Annotated in this window: 20 protein-coding genes; 14 read left to right on the top strand and 6 right to left on the bottom strand. The window is 42.7% G+C overall.

Annotation, left to right across the window (positions count from 1 at the left end; all coding sequences use genetic code 11):
- Window positions 1-16 precede the first annotated feature (16 nt).
- Window positions 17-1,291 carry a replication-associated recombination protein A gene (locus GS399_RS01325; RefSeq protein WP_160842771.1) on the bottom strand — a complete coding sequence of 425 codons (1,275 nt, stop codon included), beginning with the start codon at window positions 1,289-1,291 and terminating at the stop codon, window positions 17-19.
- Between the two features lie 173 nt (window positions 1,292-1,464).
- Here GS399_RS01325 and GS399_RS01320 point away from each other — a divergent pair, with 173 nt between their 5' ends.
- From GS399_RS01320 to GS399_RS01310, 3 genes are all read left to right on the top strand, one after another.
- Window positions 1,465-2,331: a tetratricopeptide repeat protein gene (locus tag GS399_RS01320; RefSeq protein WP_160842769.1), complete on the top strand. Its 867-nt coding sequence runs from the start codon at window positions 1,465-1,467 to the stop codon at window positions 2,329-2,331.
- Window positions 2,332-2,615: 284 nt separating this feature from the next.
- Window positions 2,616-3,716 (top strand): tetratricopeptide repeat protein, encoded by a 1,101-nt coding sequence (locus GS399_RS01315; protein WP_160842767.1) that lies wholly within the window; start codon window positions 2,616-2,618, stop codon window positions 3,714-3,716.
- A gap of 155 nt (window positions 3,717-3,871) precedes the next feature.
- Window positions 3,872-6,094: a carboxy terminal-processing peptidase gene (locus GS399_RS01310; RefSeq protein ID WP_237487835.1), complete on the top strand. Its 2,223-nt coding sequence runs from the start codon at window positions 3,872-3,874 to the stop codon at window positions 6,092-6,094.
- 60 nt (window positions 6,095-6,154) lie between these two features.
- Here the strand turns inward: GS399_RS01310 and GS399_RS01305 are convergent, their stop codons facing one another.
- Window positions 6,155-6,670: a hypothetical protein gene (locus tag GS399_RS01305; RefSeq protein ID WP_160842763.1), complete on the bottom strand. Its 516-nt coding sequence runs from the start codon at window positions 6,668-6,670 to the stop codon at window positions 6,155-6,157.
- 197 nt (window positions 6,671-6,867) lie between these two features.
- Between GS399_RS01305 and GS399_RS01300 the strand changes: the two genes are divergently transcribed.
- From GS399_RS01300 to GS399_RS01285, 4 genes are all read left to right on the top strand, one after another.
- Window positions 6,868-7,959, top strand: a complete 1,092-nt coding sequence (locus GS399_RS01300; RefSeq protein ID WP_160842746.1) for a ligase-associated DNA damage response exonuclease — start codon at window positions 6,868-6,870, stop codon at window positions 7,957-7,959.
- Window positions 7,956-9,566: an ATP-dependent DNA ligase gene (locus tag GS399_RS01295; RefSeq protein ID WP_160842744.1), complete on the top strand. Its 1,611-nt coding sequence runs from the start codon at window positions 7,956-7,958 to the stop codon at window positions 9,564-9,566. Before GS399_RS01300 ends, GS399_RS01295 begins: the two co-directional genes overlap by 4 nt.
- Window positions 9,567-10,095: 529 nt before the next feature.
- Window positions 10,096-11,211: an NHL repeat-containing protein gene (locus GS399_RS01290; RefSeq protein ID WP_160842742.1), complete on the top strand. Its 1,116-nt coding sequence runs from the start codon at window positions 10,096-10,098 to the stop codon at window positions 11,209-11,211.
- Window positions 11,212-11,394: 183 nt separating this feature from the next.
- The gene (locus GS399_RS01285; protein ID WP_160842740.1) at window positions 11,395-13,908 is read left to right on the top strand and encodes a ligase-associated DNA damage response DEXH box helicase; all 2,514 of its coding nucleotides are present in this window, start codon (window positions 11,395-11,397) and stop codon (window positions 13,906-13,908) included.
- A gap of 4 nt (window positions 13,909-13,912) precedes the next feature.
- Here the strand turns inward: GS399_RS01285 and GS399_RS01280 are convergent, their stop codons facing one another.
- A complete protein-coding gene (locus GS399_RS01280) occupies window positions 13,913-14,110 on the bottom strand; it encodes a hypothetical protein (protein ID WP_160842738.1) in 198 nt (65 codons plus the stop codon).
- A 52-nt stretch (window positions 14,111-14,162) separates the two neighbouring features.
- On the opposite strand from GS399_RS01280, the gene GS399_RS01275 reads away from it, so the two are divergent.
- Together GS399_RS01275 and GS399_RS01270 are read left to right on the top strand one after the other, a co-directional pair.
- Window positions 14,163-15,266, top strand: a complete 1,104-nt coding sequence (locus GS399_RS01275) for a sensor histidine kinase (RefSeq protein ID WP_160842736.1) — start codon at window positions 14,163-14,165, stop codon at window positions 15,264-15,266.
- The gene (locus tag GS399_RS01270; protein WP_160842734.1) at window positions 15,247-15,984 is read left to right on the top strand and encodes a LytR/AlgR family response regulator transcription factor; all 738 of its coding nucleotides are present in this window, start codon (window positions 15,247-15,249) and stop codon (window positions 15,982-15,984) included. The genes GS399_RS01275 and GS399_RS01270 overlap by 20 nt, the downstream gene beginning before the upstream one ends.
- A gap of 85 nt (window positions 15,985-16,069) precedes the next feature.
- On the opposite strand, the gene GS399_RS01265 is transcribed toward GS399_RS01270, so the two are convergent.
- Complete coding sequence (locus GS399_RS01265; protein WP_160842732.1) at window positions 16,070-18,277, bottom strand: DUF5916 domain-containing protein; 2,208 nt, start codon at window positions 18,275-18,277, stop codon at window positions 16,070-16,072.
- Window positions 18,278-18,496: 219 nt separating this feature from the next.
- The gene (locus GS399_RS01260; protein WP_160842730.1) at window positions 18,497-18,985 is read right to left on the bottom strand and encodes a hypothetical protein; all 489 of its coding nucleotides are present in this window, start codon (window positions 18,983-18,985) and stop codon (window positions 18,497-18,499) included.
- Between the two features lie 232 nt (window positions 18,986-19,217).
- On the opposite strand from GS399_RS01260, the gene GS399_RS01255 reads away from it, so the two are divergent.
- The 3 genes from GS399_RS01255 to GS399_RS01245 are packed head-to-tail and all read left to right on the top strand — an operon-like array spanning window position 19,218 to window position 22,139.
- Window positions 19,218-21,272: a M13 family metallopeptidase gene (locus GS399_RS01255; RefSeq protein ID WP_160842728.1), complete on the top strand. Its 2,055-nt coding sequence runs from the start codon at window positions 19,218-19,220 to the stop codon at window positions 21,270-21,272.
- 46 nt (window positions 21,273-21,318) lie between these two features.
- Window positions 21,319-21,894, top strand: coding sequence for an outer membrane beta-barrel protein (locus tag GS399_RS01250; RefSeq protein WP_160842726.1), 576 nt, complete (start codon window positions 21,319-21,321; stop codon window positions 21,892-21,894).
- 53 nt (window positions 21,895-21,947) lie between these two features.
- A complete protein-coding gene (locus GS399_RS01245) occupies window positions 21,948-22,139 on the top strand; it encodes a hypothetical protein (RefSeq protein WP_160842724.1) in 192 nt (63 codons plus the stop codon).
- 66 nt (window positions 22,140-22,205) lie between these two features.
- Here GS399_RS01245 and GS399_RS01240 read toward each other — a convergent pair whose 3' ends face one another.
- Window positions 22,206-22,766 (bottom strand): C40 family peptidase, encoded by a 561-nt coding sequence (locus GS399_RS01240; protein ID WP_160842722.1) that lies wholly within the window; start codon window positions 22,764-22,766, stop codon window positions 22,206-22,208.
- A 230-nt stretch (window positions 22,767-22,996) separates the two neighbouring features.
- Here GS399_RS01240 and pdhA point away from each other — a divergent pair, with 230 nt between their 5' ends.
- On the top strand, window positions 22,997-23,992 hold the full coding sequence (gene pdhA, locus GS399_RS01235; RefSeq protein ID WP_160842720.1) for a pyruvate dehydrogenase (acetyl-transferring) E1 component subunit alpha: 996 nt from the start codon (window positions 22,997-22,999) through the stop codon (window positions 23,990-23,992).
- Between the two features lie 32 nt (window positions 23,993-24,024).
- Window positions 24,025-25,704: a pyruvate dehydrogenase complex dihydrolipoamide acetyltransferase gene (locus GS399_RS01230; RefSeq protein ID WP_160842718.1), complete on the top strand. Its 1,680-nt coding sequence runs from the start codon at window positions 24,025-24,027 to the stop codon at window positions 25,702-25,704.
- Window positions 25,705-25,716 lie beyond the last annotated feature (12 nt).

Genomic DNA, 25,716 nt, shown 5'->3' with positions numbered 1-25,716 from the left:
ATATAAAAGCAGGCGATCAATAATTGTATTTTTCTTTCCATAAACGCTTTAGATTTTCACGGAGTTTCAATTCAGAAGCGTTGTTGCCTGGTTCATATAATGTTGTGCCGCTAAGCTGATCGGGAAAGAATTCCTGTTCAATAAAATTACTTTCGTATGAATGGGCGTATTTATAGTCTTTTCCATAGCCGATATTTTTCATGAGTTTGGTTGGCGCGTTACGGATATGCAGCGGGACGGGAAGATCTCCGGTTCTCGATACCAGTTCCTGCGCTTTGCCGATAGCCTGATAGCTGGCATTACTTTTTGCCGAAGAGGCAAGATACGTAACAGTTTGCGACAGGATAATCCGCGATTCAGGCCAGCCGATAACGTTAACCGCCTGAAAGCAATTATTGGCAAGCAGCAAAGCATTCGGATTGGCGTTTCCAATGTCTTCAGAAGCGAGTATAAGCAATCGCCGGGCAATGAAAAGCGGATCTTCGCCGCCGGCAATCATTCGTGCGAGCCAGTAAACCGCCGCGTTAGGATCGCTTCCACGTATAGATTTTATAAAAGCCGAAATGATATCGTAATGCTGTTCACCTGCTTTATCATACAATGCTAAATTTTGCTGCACATTCTGCAAAACAAGCTCGTTAGTTAGCGGCTTATCTGCAACGGCATTTACTACCAGTTCAAGTATATTTAACAATTTTCGAGCATCGCCGCCAGATAGTCTCAAAAGAGCTTCATACTCCTGGATGATTATTTTTTTCGACTTTAAATATTCGTCCTCAGTCACCGCATAGTTCAAAAGATAAATCAAATCCTCTTCCTCAAGTGGTTTAAGGATATAAACCTGGCAACGGGAAAGCAAAGCTGATATCACTTCGAATGATGGATTTTCTGTTGTGGCGCCTATTAGCGTAACCAAGCCGCGCTCAACCGCACCCAGTAATGAATCTTGCTGAGATTTTGAAAACCTGTGAATTTCATCGATAAATAAAATCGGAAGATCGCCGCCTTCTTCCTTCAGTTTGGCAGCTTTGTCAATTACATCCCGAACATCTTTTACTCCTGAATTAATAGCGCTCAGATTAAAGTAAGGGCGGTTCAGCTGTTTGGAGACGATATATGCAAGGGTTGTTTTTCCCACGCCAGGTGGCCCCCACAAAATTATTGAAGGAAGGTTTCCGCTTTCTATGGCGCGTCGTAAAATGGCATTTTTTCCAACAAGATGTTGCTGCCCGACATATTCATCAAGGTTAGTAGGGCGCATTCTTTCTGCTAAAGGAGGTAATGTTGCCATTGTACAAATATCCGATTTTTAATATGCGCAGCTTTATTAGCTGCATTGCTTTATAATAATTCCTGTTAAAACACTTTCATAAACTGTATGTTCATACATTTCATTATTATTCCTCTATATACTAAATGAAATTTTTATACGCGCTTTTTTTGTTTTTAGCCCCATGCTTGCTGATGGCGCAAATTTCTGCTTCAGACAGCGTTTTCCTGCAAAATAACCAAAAGGCAAACAGATATTACCTTACATCCAGGCAGTACTTCTCTCAAAAGCGACCCGATGACGCTTTTGCCGAACTGTTGAAGGCGGAGAGCTTATACAGGAAAATAGGTAATCAAATTGGCTTAGCCAGTGTTAACGAAAGCTACGCTGACTTTTATGCTGCAAATAAAATGAGTGATGACGCCCTGCGCTATTATGAGAAGGGTTTATTATTGCTCACCAGCACAGAAAGTGATTCTTTGGCAGGTGAGCTGGCGTTTAAGATAGCCAGGCTCAACTATCGTAAAAATGATACTGACGAAGCAATTAAATACTTCGCTTATTCGATAAGCCGGTTTGAAAAGGCGGCCATTAAAAATGGTCAGGCGAAAAACTATGTACAGATAGCTTCTATCAGAAGACAACAAAAAAAGTACATTGATGCCGAATCGATTATTTTGAAAGATGCCTTGCCGAAGTTCCGCAACGGTGAAGATAACACCGGCAGAATAGGCTGCTTTAATGTACTTGCGGGTACTTACCAGGATCAAAAACGGTATTCGGAAGCTAAATGGTTTTACCTGCAGGGTAATGAACTTGCCCGTACTATTGGAGATACTTCAATGATCATCACTTCCTTAACTAAACTTGCGCAGGTTAAGATCTCAATAAATGATTACGACTTAGCCCTTCGCGATTTAAAAGAGGCCCAACAGCTTGCCGAAAAAACCAAATCGGTACGCCTTTTAAGCGATGTGAAGCTGGCTATGAGCCAGCTATACGCCAAAATGGGTCAAAAAAAAAAGCAAGATCTTAAAGGAAAACTACTTATCGCTGGTTGATTCCGCTAGACGATTAGAGGCATTGGATTCAGCCAATGCACTTGAATTTGTCCACAATCTCTTTAAAAAACAGGAAGTGCAATTGAAAAGACCTGTTGTAGTTAATCCTTATAAAATCAACTGGATTTGGGTTGTGTTTCCACTTTCGCTTATCGTCATAGCCTTTATCATTATACTTTCAAAAAAAATCTTAACGAAGTGATAATCATATAGTAATTGAAAAAATGTAGTTTTGTAGTTATATTGGTGAGTTGGATAATTACAAAGCTGATTTTAAAAAGGGGATGATTAACAAATATTGGGTTATTGCGGTGTTGGTTTCGGTTACTGCATTGAAGAGTTACGGTGCAGACAACTATTTGCCTGGCGCTGACAGCGTTTACGCGCAGCAAAAAACAAAATTATATAAAACAGTAAAAGTCGGACCGGAAGCGTTTTTTCTGCCGCCGCCAGTTGATTCGGCAACTTTACGGAAACAAGCTGTTGACAGTTGGTTTAAAAACTACGCGACAAGCAGCTATTTCAAGACAGCAACCGAGCTCCAAACCATTAATAGTTTGTTTTCGCCAATAAATCTCTACCAGGAGCCGGATGGAAAAAATATTGCCTCATTGATTCAAATGGATGAATCATTCAGACGTGCAAATGACTACCGTAACCGGATTTTAAGTCTTAATAGCCTGGCTTGTTATTATAGCAGAAAGGCAGATTACGAAAAGGCGCTTGGTTATTTGCAGCAATCAGTAGCTCTTTCGGAAGCGATGGCAGATAAAGAGCAGCTGAGTTATCTGGTTACAGCCGCGGCAGTGGTAGCAAATAAAGCAGGGAAATATAACGATGCCTTAAATATGAGTGATTATGCTACACGGTTGAACATGAATTTGCACCGGGCGATCCCATTAGCCGAAGATTACCTGCGCATTGCTGAAACAAAATCGTTACAACAAAATTATTCAGAGGCTGAGACGTATATTATTCATAAAGCGCTTCCTCTTTTCAGGAGGATGGGAAGCAAAGTCGGTAAGATGCATAGCTTTGAATGTCTTGCTAAGGTTTACGAACGGCAGGCAAAATATACCGAATCGAAATGGTATTACTTGCAGGCGCTTCAAATGGCTGATATTCAAAACGATATATTGTCAAGAATTAACCTGTTAACCGAACTTGCCCAGCTAAAAAGCAGCGCGGGTGATCACAAATTGGCCCTGGAGGATTTTAAATTAGCGGAAAACCTTGCATCTCAAAATAAATACCTTTCAAATCTCGTTGAAATAAAAGGTGGAATGGGCGAAACTTATCGCCAGATGGGCGACTATACTGCTGCAAGTAATGTAATAACAGAGTACGGTCATTTACAGAGTAACCTGTCGTTTTTATCTAAATAGCCTGTAACAAAAACAGTTTTTTTGAGTTAAACAGAAAGCGTTTTTTGGTAAAGAATTTACCATGAGGCAGTAACAAGCTGCCTCTTTTTATTGAATAGTTTGTCATTTTTATTTTGTTAGTTCGCATATCAATGAATCTTAAAACTTGTAAGGATATGTTAAAGAAAATATTTTTATCAGCTTGTATAGCAGCCACGTTGGCCTGCCAGGCCAGTCCTCGGGTCAACCTCGATGATACCGGCGATGCTTCCGGATTGAAACCGGATATACAGCAATCTATCGTCACAAAAAACCTGGTGGCCCTGCTTGAAAAATATCACTATAAAAAAGTTCCTCTTAATGATTCCCTGTCAGGAGTAATACTTGATCGATTTATCAAAAGCCTGGACCAGAATAAGAACTATTTTCTTGCCAGCGATATTAAGGATTTTAACCAGTACAGAACAACTTTGGACGACGATTTAAAGGACGGCGATCTGACATCACTTTTCCGAATCTTTAATGTTTTCCAGCAACGTTACACAGGCCGAATTAATTATTCTATTTCACAGCTGAACAAGCCGTTCACTTTTAATTCAGGAACATATTCTTACAATAGGGAAGATTTACCATGGCTGGCATCACAAGCGGCTTCAGATTCTTTATGGACTTCCCGGGTTGAATACGACCTGTTAAATCTTCGGCTGGCAAACACAGATAAAGGAACAAATAAAAATATTCCGATTGGTACCAAAAGTCCCGATGCTACTGACACCAAAGCGTCATCAGACGAAACCAAGAACATTCAGACGCTAAAAAAACGTTACGAAAACCTATTGGCTCAGTCAAAAAAAATAAATAACCAGGATGCATTTCAGATCATGATGGATGCCTTTACGGAGTCAATCGATCCGCATACTAATTATTTTGTTCCCGTGCGTGCGCAGGAGTTTAATGAAGAGATGGCTCGTACGTTTGAAGGTATCGGCGCCCGTCTTCAGTTAGATAACGAAGTGGTGAAAATCGCTGAAATAATCCCCGGCGGACCTGCGTTCAAAGCGAAAACTATACAGGCAAACGACCGGATTATCGGTGTTGCGCAAGGTAAGGACGGCGAGTTTGAAGATGTGATTGGCTGGAGGCTTGATAACGTGGTTTCTAAAATAAAAGGGCCTAAAGGCACAACGGTGCGGCTAAAAGTGATTCCCGCTGGACAGGAATTGACATCGTCGCCTAAAATAATAAGCCTGGTTCGCGACAAAATTGTATTACAAGACCAGTCTGCTAAAAAGACAATTAAAACAGTTAATTCTGATGGTAAAACTTACCGTATAGGAGTAATTACCATCCCTGGATTCTACGCTGACTGGAAAGCAGCACAGGCTGGCGATCCGAATTATAAAAGTACAACCCGCGACGTGAAGTTATTGCTCGATACTTTAAAGCAGCAAAAGGTTGACGCGGTGCTGGTAGATCTTCGCCAGAATGGCGGTGGTTCTTTACCTGAGGCGATTTCGCTAACCGGGTTATTTATTCCGAAAGGACCGGTTGTTCAAACGCGCGATACCCGCAATGCGGTAGAAGTAGATGAAGACGAAGATCCGTCAATAACCTGGAACGGCCCGTTGGGAGTGATGGTTGACCGATTCAGTGCGTCGGCATCAGAGATTTTTGCAGGAGCCATTCAGGATTATGGACGGGGCCTGATTATCGGAACACAAACCTATGGTAAGGGATCGGTACAATCTGCAGTGAACATGAACCGTGTATTGAGCGCCACCGACAAGTTAATGCTTTTGGCAGCCCGCAAGGATCCAAAAAACAAAAACATGGTTGTTGGATCCGATGATGCTCCGTATGGACAGATTAATTTCACAACCGCTAAGTTTTACCGTATCAATGGAAGCAGCACTCAACACAAAGGCGTAATGCCGGATATCCAGTTCCCAATGATATTTCCAGCGGATAAGTTCGGTGAAAGTTCTGAGCCTTCGGCGATGCCGTGGGATACTATTCAGTCAAGTACTTTTACACCGTATGCTAATCTTTCAGGAGTAATTCCATCACTGGAATCAATGCATGAAAAACGTATGAAAGCATCGCCTGAGTACCAGTATTTACTTGATGACATTTCTGAGTTTAACAAACGCGAAAAAGAAACTTCCGTTACATTAAATCAGTCACAGCTTAAAAAAGAGCGCGAAGAGCAGGACGAAAAGACACTTGCAAGAGACAATGCGCGCCGGAAATTAAAAGGATTGCCACCATTGAAAAAAGGTGAAGCCCGGCCCAAAAATGATATCGATTTCGTTGAAGACGAAAGTTTAAATGTAATGGCTGATTTTATTAAGGCTTCTGCGAATAACCAGCTAACAAATAAGCCAGCTCAGAAATTTTAATTCCAAAAAATTAGACCAGGAAGCGGCGGGGAAACTCGTCGCTTTTTTTATTTGCAAAACTTAGTTGTCAGCTGTTGCAGGGCTGATACCTTTTATGTAACGAATAGTGTCTCTATCCAGGTTTTCTTTATTTCTCGTTAGTACATTAAGAATGGTCAGCGGTGCGACGTTTAAATACTTGAAATCACCCGACTTATGGATTAAACATTTATACACATAAGATGAATCGATTTTAATATCGCTGGTGTCCCGTACGAATTGGCCGTCAACCATGTAAATTAGAGATTTTGCATGAATGCCATAATTTTTCGCTATCTGATCCAGCGTTAACAAATTCAATGATTTTGAATTCTTTAACTTAAAATACATCTCTCCATTAACATACACTTTGCTACCCTCTTTATACCCAACTATTTGTAAATCAGCAATTTTGTCAACCGCGAAAAACGGCAATACTTTAAATTTGACTGAGTCGATAAAGAAAAGCGGCATCCCTTCCGCCGTGTTGTAGGTAAAAATTTGCGCTTTAGCATCTAATGTGCAAACAACTATGAAAAATAACAACCAGTATTTCATAATCGACTTATTAGTTAGTTTAAGGTATTTGAAGATCAAGATTCATTCGCAGAATAAATTTAAGTGTTTAAAATCACAGCCCAACTATAAGCATTTCTTTTTTTCGGATTTTAGTTTCGTCGTTTGATATGCTATCAATCGTTTTTGGCCAAGCCAGCGTCGAACAAACTATTCCGCCGTCTTCAGGTTAATTGGATATGCCTCGTAAACCTCTGCTAGAATTTAACGATTGCGGAATCTACTGCTCCGCCGGCGAGTTTTACATCGACCCCTGGAAGCCGGTTGATAAAGCATTAATTACCCATGCGCATTCGGACCACGCCCGCCCGGGAAGTAAAAAATACCTGGCGCATAACTTGTCGGAGGAAATTTTAAAATACAGGTTAGGCGATATCGATTTGGAAACTATTTCTTATAACGAACCTGTCACTATTAACGGTGTGAAAATTTCGTTTCATCCGGCTGGTCACATCATCGGGTCATCACAAATTCGTGTTGAATATAAAGGCGAGATTTGGGTTGTTTCCGGCGATTACAAACTGGAAGATGACGGTGTTTGTGCGCCATTCGAACCTGTCAAATGTCATTCGTTTATTTCAGAATGTACGTTCGGAATGCCGGTTTATAAATGGAAGCCGCAAAAGGAAATTCATGATGGAATCAACAGCTGGTGGAAGCAAAACCTTGAGGAGGGTAAAGCGACAGTCATTGTAGGCTATTCGCTTGGCAAAGCACAGCGCATTTTGCAGCACCTGGATCATTCATTAGGGAAAGTTTATGCACATGGGGTCATTCAAAATACGCAAGAGGCCTTGCTTCGTAACGGTTTGAATTTGCACGCAACGTACCGTATTACTCCTGAAACAAACAAAGAAGAGATACGGAAAGGAATTGTCCTGGCTCCGCCATCGTCGGTTGGAACACCCTGGATGCGGAAATTTCAGCCCTACGGATTTGGTTACTGTTCCGGCTGGATGGCTTTACGGGGAGCAAAACGCCGCATGGCCGCTGATCGTGGCTTTGTGCTTTCTGACCATGCAGACTGGGATGGCCTGGTACAGGCGATTGAAGCAACGGAATGCGAAACGGTTTACCTCACGCATGGTTACACGGCGTCGTTTTCCCGGTACCTTTCCGAAATTGGCTATGACGCGCGCGAGGCCAAAACACTCTATGGCGGCGATGAAGCCACCGAAGCCGATGAAGCACCGGTTGAAATTGTAGATGAAGAAGGTGATGTTATAAAGGACAAAGAAGCAGTAGCCGAAAGCGGAGGGGGAGAATTATGAGAGCCTTCGCTAAGCTTTTCGCCGACCTGGATGAAACGAACAAAACAAACGAAAAGGTCAGGATACTTAAAGACTACTTTACAGCCGTTTCTGACAGCGATAAGATCCAAACGTTGGCGCTGTTCACGGGTAGGAAACCAAAACGACAAATCAACTCAACATTCGTTCGTAACTGGGCGATGGAAATGACAGGCATTCCGCAGTGGCTGTTCGAGGAAAGCTATCATGTGGTTGGCGATTTGGGTGAAACCATCTCATTGCTGCTTCCGCAAAATACTTCTACGCAGGATAAATCCTTAAGCGAATGGATCGATGAAATAAATGAACTTGGCGACCTTAACGAAGAACAACGCAAAAAATGGCTAACCGAAGCCTGGTCAGTGATGGACCAACAGGAGCGCTTTGTTTTTAATAAAGTGCTTACGGGAAGTTTTCGCGTGGGCGTTTCACAAAACTTAATCATCAAAGCGCTCGCGGAAATATCCGGATTGGATTCAGCGACTTTAACTCACCGCATCATGGGGAATTGGGATCCGCAAAGCTTCAATTATCCGCAATTGATGCAGGAGCAGGATGCTTCGGATGATATTTCCCGGCCGTATCCTTTTTACCTGGCTTACGCGATACAGGAGACTTCCGATAAAGCCAAATCCGCTGAGGAAATGGAAGAAGCTTTGGGTGATCCTGCGAACTGGCAAGCCGAGTGGAAGTGGGACGGCATACGTGCTGAAGCCATTCATCGCGATGGCAAAAATTTTGTATGGACACGCGGCGAAGACCTGGCTACCGACAAGTTTCCCGAACTGCACGACTTTTTAGATGAACTGCCGGACGGAACTGTATTGGACGGTGAAGCGATCTGTTTTTCGGGCAACTGCCCGCTTCCGTTCAACGTTTTGCAAACACGTATTGGACGAAAGAATCTGACCAAAAAAATCCTGGCCGATAGTCCGATGGCGTTTATCGCGTACGATTGCCTGGAATATAATGGTGAGGATATTCGCTACAAACCTTTGCACGAGCGCCGGAAGATTCTCGAGCAATTGCAGCAGTCCAGCTCACATCAAGAAGTTTTCAGGTTGTCGCCGGTTGTAAACTTTAAAACGTGGCAGGAGCTTTATGATCTTCGCCTAACCGCCCGAGAAAACGTCGCCGAAGGCTTCATGCTCAAACGTAAAGATTCTTCCTACCAAACCGGCCGCAAACGTGGCGACTGGTGGAAATGGAAAGTTGATCCTTTGTCCGTAGACGCGGTTATGATATACGCTCAAAAGGGCCACGGCCGGCGGGCGGATATGTACACCGATTATACTTTCGCCGTTTGGGATGCCGATAAATTGGTGCCTTTTGCAAAAGCCTATTCCGGTTTAACTGACAAAGAGATCGCGCAGGTCGACAACTTCATCAAGCGCAATACGATCGAGAAATTCGGCCCTGTGCGCACAGTAAAACCTCAATTAGTTTTTGAGATAGGTTTCGAAGGAATTAATCAATCGAACAGGCACAAATCGGGTGTTGCGTTGCGGTTTCCGAGAATATTAAGATGGCGACATGATAAGAAAATAGAGGAAGCGGATACGATTGAAAGTTTGAAGGAGTTGCTTTAACAGGATTGAAGGGCAACTTACCATCTTCACAAAATTGAACATAATCGTTCACAAACATCAATCCATCCGGTTTAAAATAAACGGATAGTATCCCGCACCTACACTCGATCGGCGATCATGTGAACGACAGCCATGAGGCCCAAACAACAGTTCCGATAACAAACCGGCCAGCGTAAAGTAAACCCGGGCGAAGCGGATACCGGCAATGTGGCTAAGGCCTCGTGAAGTATGAGCGAAGCACGGGAGGAAAGAAGCTAAGAACTACCGCCACTGTTTTTCAAGTAAATACATACTACGACCATAAAATTGCGCTGATAGTGAGTCTTAACCTCATCTTCGCCGGCGCGAACTTTCAGCCCATATCTTATGATTTTTCAGATTAGTTTCCCCTTCGTTGGTTTGACCTCCGTTCAGCAACGATAGTAAGGCCGGGAGTTGGCCGAATTGCACAACTTTTACTCGATTATCTTAAACATGTCTTTTCGTGCCAGATTATTGATAATTTTAAGTCAACCAGTTAACCTTTGTTATGAAAGCAAATGTTATCAAAATGATTCCGCTTGGCGTGTTAGCATTCGGAATACTATCGTTACAAAACTGTAAGAAAGACGCTGAATTATCAGAAAATCCTGTTCAGGAAAATAATGCTTTAGCCACTGCAAAAACGAGCGTGTCAATGCCATCCTATGTGGTGAGTACGGTAGGTGGCAGAAATCCCGATTACAACTTTCCTAAAGGAGATTATCCGTACAACATATGCAGTGATGCCGACGGGGTAATGTATGTAACCTCTCCAGATATCAATACGATTTATAAAGTCACCGCCCAGGGCAGTTACACTTTTTTTCTAAATTATGAACATCCGTACGGCATCAAAGCGGGAGCGAACGGAAGTGTCTATTTTATAAGTTCACATCCTGATTATGGCACCGGCAATAGTTCTGAAGTTATTGTTAAAGCAGACAAGAACAAAAAAACCACTATCCTGCCTGTGACGGAACCTCTTTCTGGTGTTCGTGACTTAGCAATAGGACCTGATAGCAGCATCTACATTCCCGATCCCTCCAACAATCGAATCATTAAACGTACCAAAGCAGGAGTTACGAGCATACTGGCAGGGAAAAAAGGAACGTGGGGCGATAAAGACGGGCTAGGGGAACAAGCGCGTTTTAACAACCCGGGTTTTGTCAAATTTGGAGCAGACGGTAATCTTTGGGTCGTAGATGACCTTCGGAACTTTGTTACTGGAATACCAAGTTCCATAAGGAAAATAAGCATGAAAGGCCAGGTAACAACTTTCTTTAAGTGGAAAAATGATGTAAATGATAGTATACCTGATACTCATATCATTTGTTTTGCCGTGACCAAAAGGGATAAAAACTTTAAACTGACTCCGTACGAAAACGTCATTCTGTTCGTTTCAACTGATCGTTATAAGGAATCATATCAGTTGTTCCATCTTTCCTATGACAAGGTTCTAACTCCTCTCACAGGAAACTTAGCTATACCCGTTCATGAACAATACAAGGATGGTCCCGCCTTACAGGCAACCTTTGAGGCTCCCCGGGGATTAACGGTAAATCCAAATGGCATATTTGTGGCAGAAGCAATTAGTGGTGCCATCAGGAAAATAGCAAGGCATTGATGCTGTTCCTGTTAATAAAACGATAAACAGACTGCTTCCATTAACAGTTCCGACCGTGAGCGGCTTACCGAATTGAAATCAATCGATGTTTTTGATCAAATAAAACTTTGAATTTTTCAATTACCTTTCCGGAATTTTGCTCAAAAAAAAACTTTCGAAAGCAATTCTGTTTACAATCTAATAATGACTGCCGGCCAAAAGATTATATCCACCTGGTTTAAAACTAAAAAATGGAGACAATTTCCGTTTCAAAAGGAAATGGAGGAGGTTTATCTTGCCGGATACTCGGGCCTTTTAAATGCACCAACGGGCAGCGGTAAAACATTCGCTATGTTTTTGCCATTTCTGATTGATTATATCGACAGGTATCCAACAGATTATCAGACACGGAAAGATAACGGCCTGCTCATGCTGTGGATTACGCCCCTGCGTGCTTTGACCAACGATATCCGCAAAGCAATGCAAACGGTGGTCGACGACCTTGGAATTCCCTGGAAAATAGGTACACGTACTGGTGACACACCCGCCAAAGAAAAGCAGGAGTTAAAAAAGAAACAGCCCGAGGTGCTGCTCACCACACCGGAGAGCCTTCACCTGATGCTTGCATTAAAAGATTACCCCAAGCTTTTCGAAAATCTGCAGGTAATAGTTGCCGACGAATGGCATGAGTTGTTGGGAACTAAGCGGGGTGTGCAGTTGGAGCTCGGATTGTCCAGGGTCAAGGCTTTAAAAATCAAGCCGCTTTCAATCCCTACAACCAACAACCAGCAACTAACAACTCACAACCAACACCTCCGCATCTGGGGCATTAGCGCAACCATTGGTAATTTAGAACAGGCGGCAGAGGTACTTTTGGGAAATAATTTCGATCCTGAAAAGGTAAAACTGGTCCGGGCCAATATCGACAAGAAAATAATCATCGAATCGGTTATTCCACCAAATATCGAGGAGTTTAGCTGGGCAGGGCACCTAGGCATTAAGCTTTTGCCCGAGGTGATGCAGATCGTGGAGAAAAGTAAGACCACACTGATCTTCACCAACACGCGTTCGCAAACGGAAATCTGGTACATGGCGATCCTGGAAAAGTATCCGGAATATGCCGGCATTATGGCCATGCACCACGGGTCGCTGGATAACGAGCTGCGGCAATGGGTGGAAGAAGCTCTGCACAATGAAATTTTAAAATTGGTAGTATGTACCTCGAGCCTAGATCTCGGTGTAGATTTCCGCCCGGTTGATACCGTGGTCCAGATCGGCAGTCCCAAAGGCGTTGCCCGCTTTATGCAGCGTGCGGGTAGGAGCGGCCACCACCCTGGTGCGACCTCGAAAGCGTATTTCGTTCCGACACATTCCATGGAACTGCTTGAAGGCGCCGCTTTGAAACAAGCCATTAAGGAAGGCGTGTTTGAAAGTCGTGACCCGATCTTACTCGCAATGGATGTGTTGATGCAATATCTTGTGACGCTCGCAGTTTCCGACGGCTTCCGCCCCGAAATGATTTTTAAGGAAGTGAAAACCTGTTACGCATATGCTGACCTTGAATATCACGATTATCAGCAGATACTAGATTTCATTACCAAAGGTGGGAAGACGCTGTCGGCCTATGATGAATTTTTGAAGGTAGAGGTTGAAAATGGTATTTATAAAGTCACCAGCCGGCGCGTAGCCATGCGCCATCGTTTGAGTATGGGGACGATAGTAGGGGACGTAAACATCCGGATCAAATTTCTAAGCGGTGGTTACCTGGGTTCTATCGAGGAATACTTTATCTCAAAACTCAAAGTTGGCGACGTTTTCTGGTTTGCAGGGCGCAGTCTAGAGCTGGTGAAGGTAAAGGATATGACAGCATATGTTAAAAAATCCAACAAGAAAAAGGGAATCATTCCTAGCTGGATGGGCGGGCGTATGCCGCTGTCGTCTCAGCTTTCTGCCATGTTCCGCGAGAAATTGGATGAGGTGGTTCTGGGCGTAGAAGAGGATATTGAAATAAAAACCCTCCGCCCCCTGTTCAACCTGCAGATGGAGCTTTCCGTATTGCCCGCTAAAACTGACTTTCTGATCGAAAAGTTTACGTCCCGGGATGGCTACCATCTTTTCTTTTATCCTTTCGACGGCAGGCTGGTACACGAAGGAATGGGATCATTATTCGCTTACCGGATATCGAAAATCAAAAAAGGAACGTATTCCATTGCCATGAATGATTACGGATTCGAATTGCTTACTGATGAAGAAATTCCGATTGAAGAAGCTATTGCCAATGATTTATTTACAACCGACAACCTGATTGAAGATATTGAACATAGCCTGAACGCCAATGAAATGGCACGGCGACGTTTCCGTGATATCGCTCATATTGCCGGCCTGATCTTTACCGGTTTCCCCGGAAAGGAAATGAAGAGCAAGCATCTCCAGGCCTCTACTTCGTTGCTTTTTGAGGTATTCAGTGAATATGAAAGTGATAACGTTTTGGTTCGACAGGCCTATAATGAAGCATTGCAATTTCAGCTGGAGGAATTTCGATTGCGGCAAGCATTACAGCGGATACAGGGCTTGAACGTTATTATCACCGAAAGCGAGCGTCCCACACCTTTTTCTTTTCCTATTATGGTCGACAGGTTGAGCCGCGAGAAATTAACCACGGAAAGTCTGGAAGAACGTGTGGCTAAAATGAGTTTAAAATACGAGGATCTTTCATAAACTTTTACCGGATTTCGCGACTAAGTGCGTCCGGATAAAAATTATAAGGCTTGCAGGTTTTCTCCATAAGGCTTTCATAAAGTCCGGATAAGGCTTCCATATTTTCTCCATAAGGCTTGGAGATTTTCTCCGTAAGGCTTCCATTAATTTCGGAAGGTCTATTGGTTGTGTTCTGTTTGTCGTTTAATATCGCCGTTTGCATAAAAAACTTATTATCAGTCGATTTCTCCTTATTTTAGTATAAAGGCTAACCGGTGAAGACTCTAAGAGATTTTTTGACAAAAGGCGGAACGACCCAGGTTTACAGGCATCTGTTGTTTTGGCTGATATTCTATATCTACGATGGCCCTATCGCAGCCGCCATAGAGGTTAATCCAATAACCAGGATGCAAACATCGCTGATTGCGCTTCCCGTAAAACTTATCGCCACCTATTTTACGTTGTTTATTTTAACCCACATCGCCGATGAAAAGAAGGACGTCGGCAAGTCGCTGGTTTACCTTTTTATCTCCATACCACTATTTGGAATACTTCAGCGAACAGTGAGCTACGAACTTATTTATCCATCCTACTATCCGGAAGGTTTGACCCGCCCTCTGTTGTATCCTCCAAAAGTAATTATCGAAACGTTTGGCGTTTACTCTGTCGCCGCGATTGTCGCTGCCATCTATTTCACCAAAACCTGGTATTTCGGTCAGCAGGAAAAGCAGCAGCTGTCTAATGAAAAGTTGCAATCCGAACTGAAATTTCTAAAGGGGCAGATTCATCCACATTTTTTATTCAACACGCTGAACAACTTATATACATTGACGCTGGCTAAATCAAATAAAGCACCGGAGGTGGTGGATAAACTCTCGCAGCTGATGAGTTATATGCTTTATGACAGCAACAAAACCCGGGTACCATTAAAAATGGAGCTGGATCATATCACTAATTACATTTCACTTGAGAAAATAAGGTATTGTGAGCGGCTGGATGTTTCGCTGGATGTGCTCTCAGATATCGATGATATTGAGATTGAACCACTGCTGATTCTGCCGCTTGTTGAGAACAGCTTTAAACACGGATTTAAAAACGAAACCGGCAAAGTTTGGGTGCATATTTCAGTGCTTACGAACGAGGAGCAACTGATCATCAAGGTAGAAAACAGCATGGGCGATGAGGCACCGGTAAACGGTAATGGCTATCACGGCGTCGGGCTCAGTAATGTTGAGAAGCGGCTTGAACTGATCTACAAGGATCGGTATTCCTTCCAGGTATTTAAGGAAGATACTTTCATCGTCATCCTTCGTTTAACGCCAGACCGGCGGCAACCAGTAAAACAAGAAAACAAATACCATGAGATGCTTAATAGTTGATGATGAGCCGCTGGCAGTCCAGTTGCTTAGCAGCCATGTTGCCCGTGTTGATAACCTGGTGTTAGAAAAAACCTGCAGCAACGCTATGGAGGCACTGCTCTATTTGCGGCAGCATCCGGTCGATTTAATGCTGCTGGATATTTCAATGCCCAAGATCAGCGGCATCAGTTTATTGCAAGCCTTGCACAACCGGCCCAAAGTGATCATTACAACCGCTTACCGGGAATACGCTTTCAACGCTTATGACCTGGATGTGATAGATTACCTGCTAAAACCAATTTCGTTCGAACGCTTCCTCCGGGCCATCAGCAAAGTTGCCGGCACATCTTTAATTAATGACGCAGAAGATCAACATTCGCATTTGCTCCATGATTTTGACCATGCCTACATCTATTTTAAAAAGGATCGAGAAATGGTGAAAGTATTCTTAAAAGACATCCAATACATTGAAGGGTTGCGCGATTATGTTCGTGTGGTTACCGTAAATGGCAGTATTATCACCTACAACAAACTAAGCTATCTGGAGCAAAAGCTGCCAGAAAATAAGTTTATCCGGCTTCACCGCTCGTTTATTGTTGCGCTGGACCGGATTCATAAATTTGACACAACGCATGTCAAACTGGACGATTATTCGATTCCCATTGGCCGGAACTATAAAAATGAGGCGATCAAGGCAATTACGAGGAATGATGTTATCAGCCTGAAGGGTTTTGGCTAGTCAGCCACACTGTGTTTTGAAAACGAATGTGTACTCAACTATCACAGACTTGTCCCCCGGCGCATAGAAATCTTGGTAATCTTTTTTACAAATAGTAGGTTAATTTCACAATCAGGCTTTGATCCTTCCGCTGCCAGGTGGTTGTGTTCTGATTATTTCCATAGATCATAAAAATATCTGATAGGGGTTTGAACCGATACTGGATCCGGAAAAAATAATTAAGATTTTTATTTAGCGAAGTGTATTGAACATTAGCATTGAAGAAAAATTTCCTGCTGAATGAAATGTCTGCTTTGGGCCCGATAGCATAAATATTATTGTCGCTGTATGGCTCAGGTAAACGAATGAAGTTTAAATTATAAACAACGCCAAGCGTTCCGAATGGCTGAATTTTAGTTGACAGGTAACCGCTGAATTGCGAAAAGTTCCCATTGAAATACTTTCCGGCCTGCAGGTACAGCTCCCCGAATACATTTTTCCTGGCGTCGGATAGATAGTAAAATGCAATGTTCTTGTAGTAATAGTCTGTGCCGGCGGCGAGCAGCTTGCCTTCGTTAAGAGATGGGTTGAAAGGCGTCAATAATTTAGTGTAGTAGCCCAACAGCAAAAGGTATAAAAGGCCGGTATCTTTAAAATTTATCACACCACCCAGTTTGTACAGGTAATCTGTTTTACGAAACGCAGAATCCTGATAAACGCTGTAGTGGATGATCGGACCCCAGTTATTGATAATTTTCGATTTCGGATAGATTAGGTAATCCCACTCTGTATAAAGGTTCGTAAAATTAGTTCGGGGTATAAAGCCAATCGCCGGACTGAAATTTTTCCCGGAACGCGTGATACCCGCCCAGGCAATCAATTTTTTTGAATTGTAGTTGAGCCAGCCGCCTTCCCCGGATGATGTATGCTCTTCGTCGAACATGACATGCTCGTATAGCTTTCCGGTCCATTTCCCGTCTTTCGAAATCAGGTTGTAATCAATTCCCGCAAGACGGTTATAATTTTTATTGTTCCAGCCAAATTTGGACGAGCTGTCGCTGCCGAATGCCTGACGGTTGGTAAAAATAAAGCCTATGTTGGAGCTGGAAAATACTTTTTGCTGCACGGCGACCACGCTGTAATTCTGGCTTGGATAGTGTGTAACCTTATTCTCAAATGAAGACGACGACGAAGCGGTTTGAATGCTCATCAATCCGATTCGAAGGTCTTTCGTGAGTTTGCCATTAATTCTTGCGCCGGCAATGATCGATGCTTGCTCAAACTGGCCGGTGTTTTCATTGTAAGTCAGGCCGATTCGCCGCGAATAAAACGGTCGGAGAGTGGTGGTTCCAACTTTGCTCACTCCGAACTCAGAAAAAAGATCGCTGTTCTCAATAAAGAAAAAGCGCTTCTCTGGGAAGGACAATTCATATTGTGTCAGATTAACCTGTGCCTGATCAACTTCAGCCTGCGAAAAATCCGGATTTAATGTCAGGTCGAGATTGAGAGATGTTGTCAATGCAATTTTTGCATCCAGCGAAGGTTTCTCTTTAAAATGAAAAGCATTCTGACTCACCTGATATGCATTGGAGGTGAAACTAGGCAACAGATGAACGGTGTGCGCTTTTGGCTTAGGGATCTTACCCCAAGCCAGCGTTCCTTCAAAAGTTAAATTGGGGAAAGTGAAATTTCTTGGTGTTGGAAACCAGGACGATATCTCATTTTTGCCGATGTCATTACGGATGAAGTTGATACCAATCGCGTCAATCTTCTGGCTGAAACGAATGTCAGCTAAGGGAATCGCCATTTCAACAATCCAACCGTCGTTGGCAGACTTTACTTCACTAAGCCATTTGATATCCCAGCTGGCGTCGACCATATTGCCGTTAAAAATCTGTTCTTCACGTTGTACGCCCAGTGCGCTTATGTAGAATCCGTAACCAGTACTGTGATCGTTAAACGGATTCAATATGACAGCAAAGGCATCATTTTCGATAAACGGAAAATCTCGTTTAAGGGAGGAAACCGTCGGCTTGCGATTTGCGGCGTTATGTAGTTCTGCTGAAATATATAAGAAGGAAGAATTGTAAAGCACTCGTACTATCGTTGCGGAGCTGGCCTTTGCTGTATCTGAGGGAAAATTAAGCTGGAATTTCGTGACAGGTGTCGCATCCCGCCATTCTTCCTCGTTTAATATACCATCAACCGTCACATAGTTTTCGATGGCGATAGCGTTGATGGTATGGTTCTCGCCCTGCTGTGCAAGACAATTGAAACTGGTCAGTAAAATAAAAACAGCCTGAATGGTTCGCATGTTCAATCGTTTTTACCGAATGTCTAAAATCGATTCACCGGGCAAAAAAATCTTCGACAAAGAGCAGGAAGGATATAGGTAGGCTGTTTTTGAGAAGTTATCGGTTTTTATATTAACTATTTGATGTTCGTCGAAGAGATCTGTTGTTTGCATAATGGAAAAGTGAAAAAGCCTCCGGGAGGAGGCTTTCAAATAGAAAAACAGGCAACTCCAATCACCTTAGTTCTTACCATGATCTCCAAGCGAATACACCACAGCGATTTTCCACCCCGTATTCTCCTTTTTCATCAGCCGCGTTTCGTAGTTAGTAAACAGCTTTCCGTCGGTCATCGTTGTTTTTTGGATGAAATTCACCCACATCCAATCCGGGCTCAATGCTTTGAAATACCAATTGTTGCGCTCAATTTTAGGTTCGGCAGCTGGCTCAGGATTCTTTTTGAAAAAATCACTATAGTTTTTCCTGATCTGCGCTAATCCCTTAAATGAGCCATATGTACCGTTGAGATTATTCCAAAGGCATTGGGTGATGTCGTCACTGATATAATAGCTGAACATCAGTAAGCTGTCCCTCTTAACGTATGCTTCGGTTTCGCCGGTTATGACTTTCTTTACCGCGTTTTCTTCTGAAGAATTTTCCAATGCTTGTGCTCTGAGTTCAAAAGATATGATAGCCAAACAACCTGCAATAATGCCCGATAATTTTTTCATAATTAATTTGGGTTTACTTGTGCACAGGAAGCAAATTCGCACTTGCCTTTTAGGTATACGAAGTTTTTAGACAAGCAGCTTTTTTTTTCGACTAAAGAATGGAAGAAAGATTCCAATGACTTTTAAATCGCCGGCTTTAAAAAGATATAGTTGCAAAAATGACGTTACGTTTCTAAAGTTTTTGCGCTTCTCAGGAAATAAATTCGTCATCTTTATATTCTAAATCTAAAGTATGTTTAATTGTAAATATTGCGCATTGCTGGCAGCTCCCCTCTTTTTTGCAGCCTGTAACAGCGACAAGAAAACATCCGGTTCAGAATCGGATGTTCCGAAACGAACCGTTTTCTTTGACAAGGCCGGCATGGACACAACCGTCAGTCCCGGAGAGAATTTCTTCCAATATGCCAACGGCGCGTGGACAAAGAAAACAGAGATTCCGCCTTCAGAAACCGGCTGGGGATCATTCTATACTTTGTACGAAGACAATCAGAAAAATCTGAGAAAGATACTTGACGCGGTTTCGTCCAAAGATCGGAGCGAAGGAACTACCGAACAGAAAGTAGGTGATTTATATCAAAGCGGGCTGGACACAGCGACAATTGATAAACGCGGGTTCGAGCCGGTGAAACCGTTGCTTGCTAAAATCGATGCGGTTAAAGATTATAAAGAGTTGATCAATCTCGCCGCCGATGGTTTTAAAAATGGTGATGGCTTCCTGTTTAGCTTTGCTGTACAGCCAGATGATCGCATCAGCTCGAAAAATGCCGTAAATTTCTTTCAATCCGGTTTAAATCTGCCAAATCGTGATTACTATTTCAATAGCGATTCGGCCACAAAAAATATTCGGGCACAGTATGTAAAATATATTGCAAAGCTTTTCACTTTAACCGGAACGGATCAAGCTACGGCTTCAAAAAAAGCCGATGCAATTCTTAAGCTGGAAACAGAGATCGCGAAATCGCATTTCACTCCAACGGAACTTCGCGACCCGGTTAAGAATTACAATAAGTATTCGGTAGCGACGCTGCAAAAACAAATCCCGGATATTGATTTTACAAATGTTTTAAACCGCCTGGAAATAAAAACTGACACGTTGCTTGTGAGCCAACCGAAGTATTATGTTGCTTTGGATCAGCTATTGAAATCACAGCCAATTGATGTCTGGAAAACCAAACTGAAGTTCGAAGCGCTTAATGGCGCCGCTTCATTAATGAGTAAACCCTTTCGCGACGCAAGGTTTGACTTTTACGGACGTACGTTAAATGGTCAAAAGCAGCAGCAGGAACGCTGGAAGCAGATGGTAGATCGCGTTGACGGCAGTTTAGGTGAGTTGCTGGGCCAGCTATACGTGGAGAAATATTTCACTTCGGATGCAAAAGACCGTATGCTGAAACTGGTTAATAACTTGCAGACCGTTTATCACGATCGTATCGAGAAACTTGACTGGATGAGCGATGTGACGAAAAAGAAAGCGGAGGATAAGCTGACTGCATTTATGAAGAAAATAGGCTATCCCGACAAGTGGAAAAAGTATGACGATGTGAATATTGTTCGGGGTAAATATTACGAGAATCTCGAATCTGTTGCCCGCCACAACTATAAGGAGATGACCGGTAAGTTGGGAAAGCCGGTTGACAGGAGCGAGTGGGGAATGACGCCGCCGACAGTTAACGCTTACTATAATCCTAGTTTTAACGAGATCGTTTTTCCTGCTGGAATACTGCAGTTTCCTTTCTTTGACAATGACGCGGATGACGCGATAAACTATGGTGCGATCGGCGCTGTAATCGGCCACGAGATGACACATGGTTTTGACGATCAGGGAAGCCAGTATGATAAAGACGGCAACCTGAACAATTGGTGGACTAAAGAGGACAACGCCAAATTCAGGGCTAAAACTAAAATGGTTGCCGATCAGTATGATAAATTTACTGTACTCAACAATTTGCATGTAAACGGCAACTTGACACTGGGAGAAAATATTGCCGATATAGGTGGTCTTGCAATTGCCTACCAGGCTTTTAAAAATACTGCTCAAGGGAAAAGTAATGATAAGATCGATGGGTTAACGCCCGATCAGCGTTTCTTCCTTTCTTTCGCACAGGTCTGGCGAATTAAGAACCGCGATGAAACGATGCGTCTCCGCATCAGCTCAGATCCGCATTCGCCTGAAATGTATCGTGTAAATGGTCCTTTGTCAAACATGACTGAATTTTATAAAGCATTCAATATTAAGCCGGGAGATAAAATGTACCGCGCCGATAACGAACGTGTTAAGATCTGGTAGAATCTTTTGGCCGGGAATTGTTGTTTCCGGCCTTTTATATATAGCTATGCGAAGTTTTAAAATTTTAGTGCTTTTATTTTTGTTTTCAGTTCTCGCAACCGCGAATGCTTCGGCCCAACGACGCAGGGGGTATAGTTATACAGAAATCGGATACCTGGCAAATATTAATGGTTCGACACCATATGGCCGGTTAAATGCATTTCGCATAAGTACCGGTCTCGGAAAAATGGTAACAGATAAAGTTAGTCTTGGATTTGCCATAACGAGTGATTCTTATAGCGAGGGAAGTTCGCAGAGTGATTTCCAGGATTACCGCAGCCGCACGTACTTCAATGTTTTACCTATAACATTAAATGCGGCCTATTTTATTAATCCGGATCTTTCTGGCGTTCATCTCGATTTATATGGCGGCTACGCGCCAGCTATCTTCAGAAGTTACAACCAGGGTTTTAATGCGGGGGCTGGTGTAGCTTACGGCTTTCGCATATCTCCAGGGTTTATTATCAATGCGCAAACCGGTTATAACTATCAACAACTCGATACCGGAGGCTCTGGCCCAGCGTCAATCGGTGATGCAAACGTAAGCACAATTAGAATTTCTGTAGGATTAATGTTCCATTGAATTCACTTTGGCAGGTGATTTGTTTTATACCGGATATAAATAAAATTATCACTATGAATGTTAAAAGAATATTTGGAACGATACTGACAATACTGGGTATTGTCGGGTTAATCTACGCTGCTGTAGGATTTGTACAAGGAACCGGTGAAGCAAAAGCTTTAATAGTGTATGCAATACTGGGCATTATATTTTTCTTCGCAGGAATTGGCTTAGTAAGAAATACTCAGGACGTAGCGAAAGCTTAGAAAATACGAAAGCCGTTCAAATTGATCGGCTTTCATTTATTTAGGCTTGGAGAATTAGTTCTTTCGTTAATTGTTATCCGTGTCAAGTTTCTCACGGATAGATTCGATAAGGCGACCACCTTTGTAATAATAACGTTGCCAGTACGGTTCGTTCAGGTTGCTGATCATTACGCCTCGGCTGCTTGATGAGTGTGCGAATTTATTATCGCCAATGTAAACTCCTACGTGTGAAATTGCCCGGCTATGGATTTTAAAGAAGACGAGATCGCCTACCTTTAATTCAGTTTTATCAACCGGGTTAACCATACTGAATATATTACGCGAGTTGTTTGCAATAACTGTATTAAAAACCTTGTCATATAACTGGTAAGCGAAGCCAGAGCAATCGACGCCTTTTTTCGTATCGCCACCTAAGCGGTACGGAGTGCCTATCCAGTCGTATATAAATTGATAAAGCTTTACATTTTGAGTTGCCGAAACAGCTATTCCCATTATTTGTGAGAAATAATCTTTAGCAAGATTATCCGGATCTTCCGTTTCCGTTTTTGTTTCTTTCTTTATTGTTTGTGCATTTGCCGACACAAATGTGCCCACTAATAGCATAGCTACTATTAATTTTTTCCCCATTCTAAAATCGTCTCTAGTTAATTGTTTAACAGACTATAAACGCCTCATCGAACCCCTTCGTTATTAAAGCATTGCAAACCTAAAATAAATAATTTAGTAATGCAACTGTCAATTTCACTAAGCTACAGGCTTTAACGGATTTTTAACAGTTGTAGTGTAAAACTTTTTGATTTTCTTTTTTTTAGGATGATATGATTAGATTTGCCTTCCCAAAAACAGAGTTTATTCGAATGAGTTCAGTAGAAATAACTAAAGATACCTATTTACATTGGTATGAATCGATGCTCCTGATGCGCAAGTTTGAGGAGAAGTCAGGTCAGCTTTACGGACAGCAAAAAATCAGAGGATTTTGCCATTTATATATCGGTCAGGAAGCGGTTCTAGCCGGAGCCATGTCTGTGTTAGGTGAAGGAGATTCAATGATTACGGCTTACCGTGACCATGCACATGCATTAGCGCGTGGTATGGGAGCAAATGAAATTATGGCCGAGTTGTATGGAAAAGTGACCGGATGTTCGAAAGGAAAAGGCGGATCGATGCACATGTTCAGCAAAGAGAAAAAATTCTTTGGCGGACACGGAATCGTTGGCGGACAAATACCATTAGGTGCAGGCGTTGCTTTTGCTGAAAAATATTTAGGAACAACCAATGTAAACGTTTGTTACATGGGTGATGGAGCTGTTCGTCAGGGTGCACTAAACGAAACTTTCAACATGGCGATGCTTTGGAAGCTGCCGGTAATTTTCGTTTGTGAAAACAATGGTTACGCAATGGGTACTTCCGTAGCGCGTACAACAAACATGACGGATATTTACAAAATCGGTTTAGGTTTTGATATGCCTTGCGCGCCGGTTGACGGAATGGATCCTGTTGCAGTGCATAATGCTATGGATGAAGCTGTTCAGCGCGCTCGCAGAGGTGAAGGCCCAACATTCCTTGAAATGCGTACGTACCGCTACAAAGGCCACTCGATGTCCGATCCCGCGAAGTATCGTACAAAAGAGGAGTTGGAGTCATACAAAATGAAAGATCCGATCGAAATTACAAAAAAGGCGATCGTAGATAATAATTATGCTGATGAAGCATGGTTCGCAGAAATCGATCAAAAAATTAAGGATATAGTGGATGAGTCGGTAAAATTTTCTGAAGAATCACCATGGCCGGATGCGTCTGAGTTATATGATGATGTATATGTTCAGCAGGACTATCCGTTTATCCGCAATTAATTTCTGTTAAACGCTAAATCTGAATAAAAAAGATGGCTGAAGTAGTACGTATGCCAAAAATGAGCGACACCATGACTGAAGGTGTTATTGCGAAATGGCATAAAAAAGTAGGTGATAAAGTAAATTCCGGTGATTTGGTTGCCGAAGTTGAAACCGATAAAGCGACAATGGATTTTGAATCTTTCCAAGAAGGAACCATTTTATACATTGGAGCCGAGGAAGGACAGGCCGTGCCCGTAGATTCTGTAATTGCAGTTTTAGGCGAGGAAGGCGAGGACTATAAATCCGTTTTGAATGGCGCGGAAACCCCGTCTGCTGAAAAAAAGGAAGATACATCTGGAAACGAAGCTAAAAGTGAGAAGCCGCAAGCGGCCGCTGAAGACAAACCTGCGGCTAGTAGTGTAACTCCTGAGTCGTTGGGTGCTACCGTAATCAGAATGCCTTTGTTGAGTGATACTATGACTGAAGGCGTTATCGCTGAATGGCATAAAAAAGTTGGCGACAAAGTTAAAAGTGATGATACACTGGCGGATGTTGAAACCGATAAGGCTACGATGGAGGTTACAGCTTATGCTGAAGGAACTTTACTTTACATAGGCGTTGAAAAAGGTCAGGCTGCAAAGGTTAATGATATCATTGCAATTGTTGGTAAGGAAGGAACCGATGTTTCTGCTTTGTTAAATGCTCCGTCTGCTGATTCGAATAAGACGGAAGGGAAAGCAAGCGATGAAACAAGCGCGGCTCCGCAGACTGCTCAAAAAACGGATGCTACTCCGGGGGACGAGCAGAAAGAGAAAGCTCAGTCAGACAGTGATTCACGTGTTAAAGCTTCGCCGTTAGCAAAAAAAATTGCCAAAGATAAGGGTATTAATTTATCTGATGTTCAGGGTTCTGCAGAAGGCGGAAGAATAGTTAAGAAAGATGTTGAAGGATTTACTCCGTCAACAAAGCAAGTTGCAGAAGCTGCGCCGAAAGCTGCACAGCCATCCGCGGCAAGCCAAAGCGTAACAATTCCGCAATATATCGGAGAAGAAAAATATACGGAAAAGCCGGTTACTCAAATGCGCAAAACTATTGCGAAACGTTTGTCTGACAGCTTGTTCACTGCGCCGCATTTTTATGTTACTATGTCTATCGACATGGATAACGCAATAACAGCGCGGTCAAAAATGAATGAATTTGCTCCGGTAAAGATTTCATTTAACGACATGGTTCTTAAAGCTGTTGCCGTTGCTTTAAAACAACATCCTAATGTGAACTCATCATGGCTTAATGATAAAATTCGCTATAATGAGCATGTAAACATTGGTGTTGCGGTAGCTGTTGACGAAGGATTACTGGTTCCCGTAGTAAGATTTGCTGATGGTAAATCCCTATCTCATATCTCTGCGGAAGTAAAAGATTTTGCACAACGTGCAAAGACAAAAAAACTTCAGCCGTCTGACTGGGAAGGATCAACTTTTACCATTTCAAACCTTGGAATGTTTGGTGTTGACGAGTTTACAGCAATCATTAACCCGCCAGACTCATGTATACTAGCCGTTGGCGGAATACAACAGGTTCCGGTTGTGAAAAATGGTGCTGTTGTTCCTGGTAATATCATGAAAGTAACGTTAAGCTGCGACCATCGCACAGTCGACGGCGCTACCGGCGCTGCATTTTTGCAAACACTTAAAGCGTTGTTGGAAGAGCCTGTTCGGTTACTGGTTTAAAAATTAATAGAA

It is taken from the genome of Hufsiella arboris, from assembly GCF_009834875.1.
Lineage (GTDB): Bacteria > Bacteroidota > Bacteroidia > Sphingobacteriales > Sphingobacteriaceae > Hufsiella_A > Hufsiella_A arboris.
Note: the sequence above shows the minus strand (reverse complement) of the source record. Positions and strands in the feature narration are given on the sequence as shown.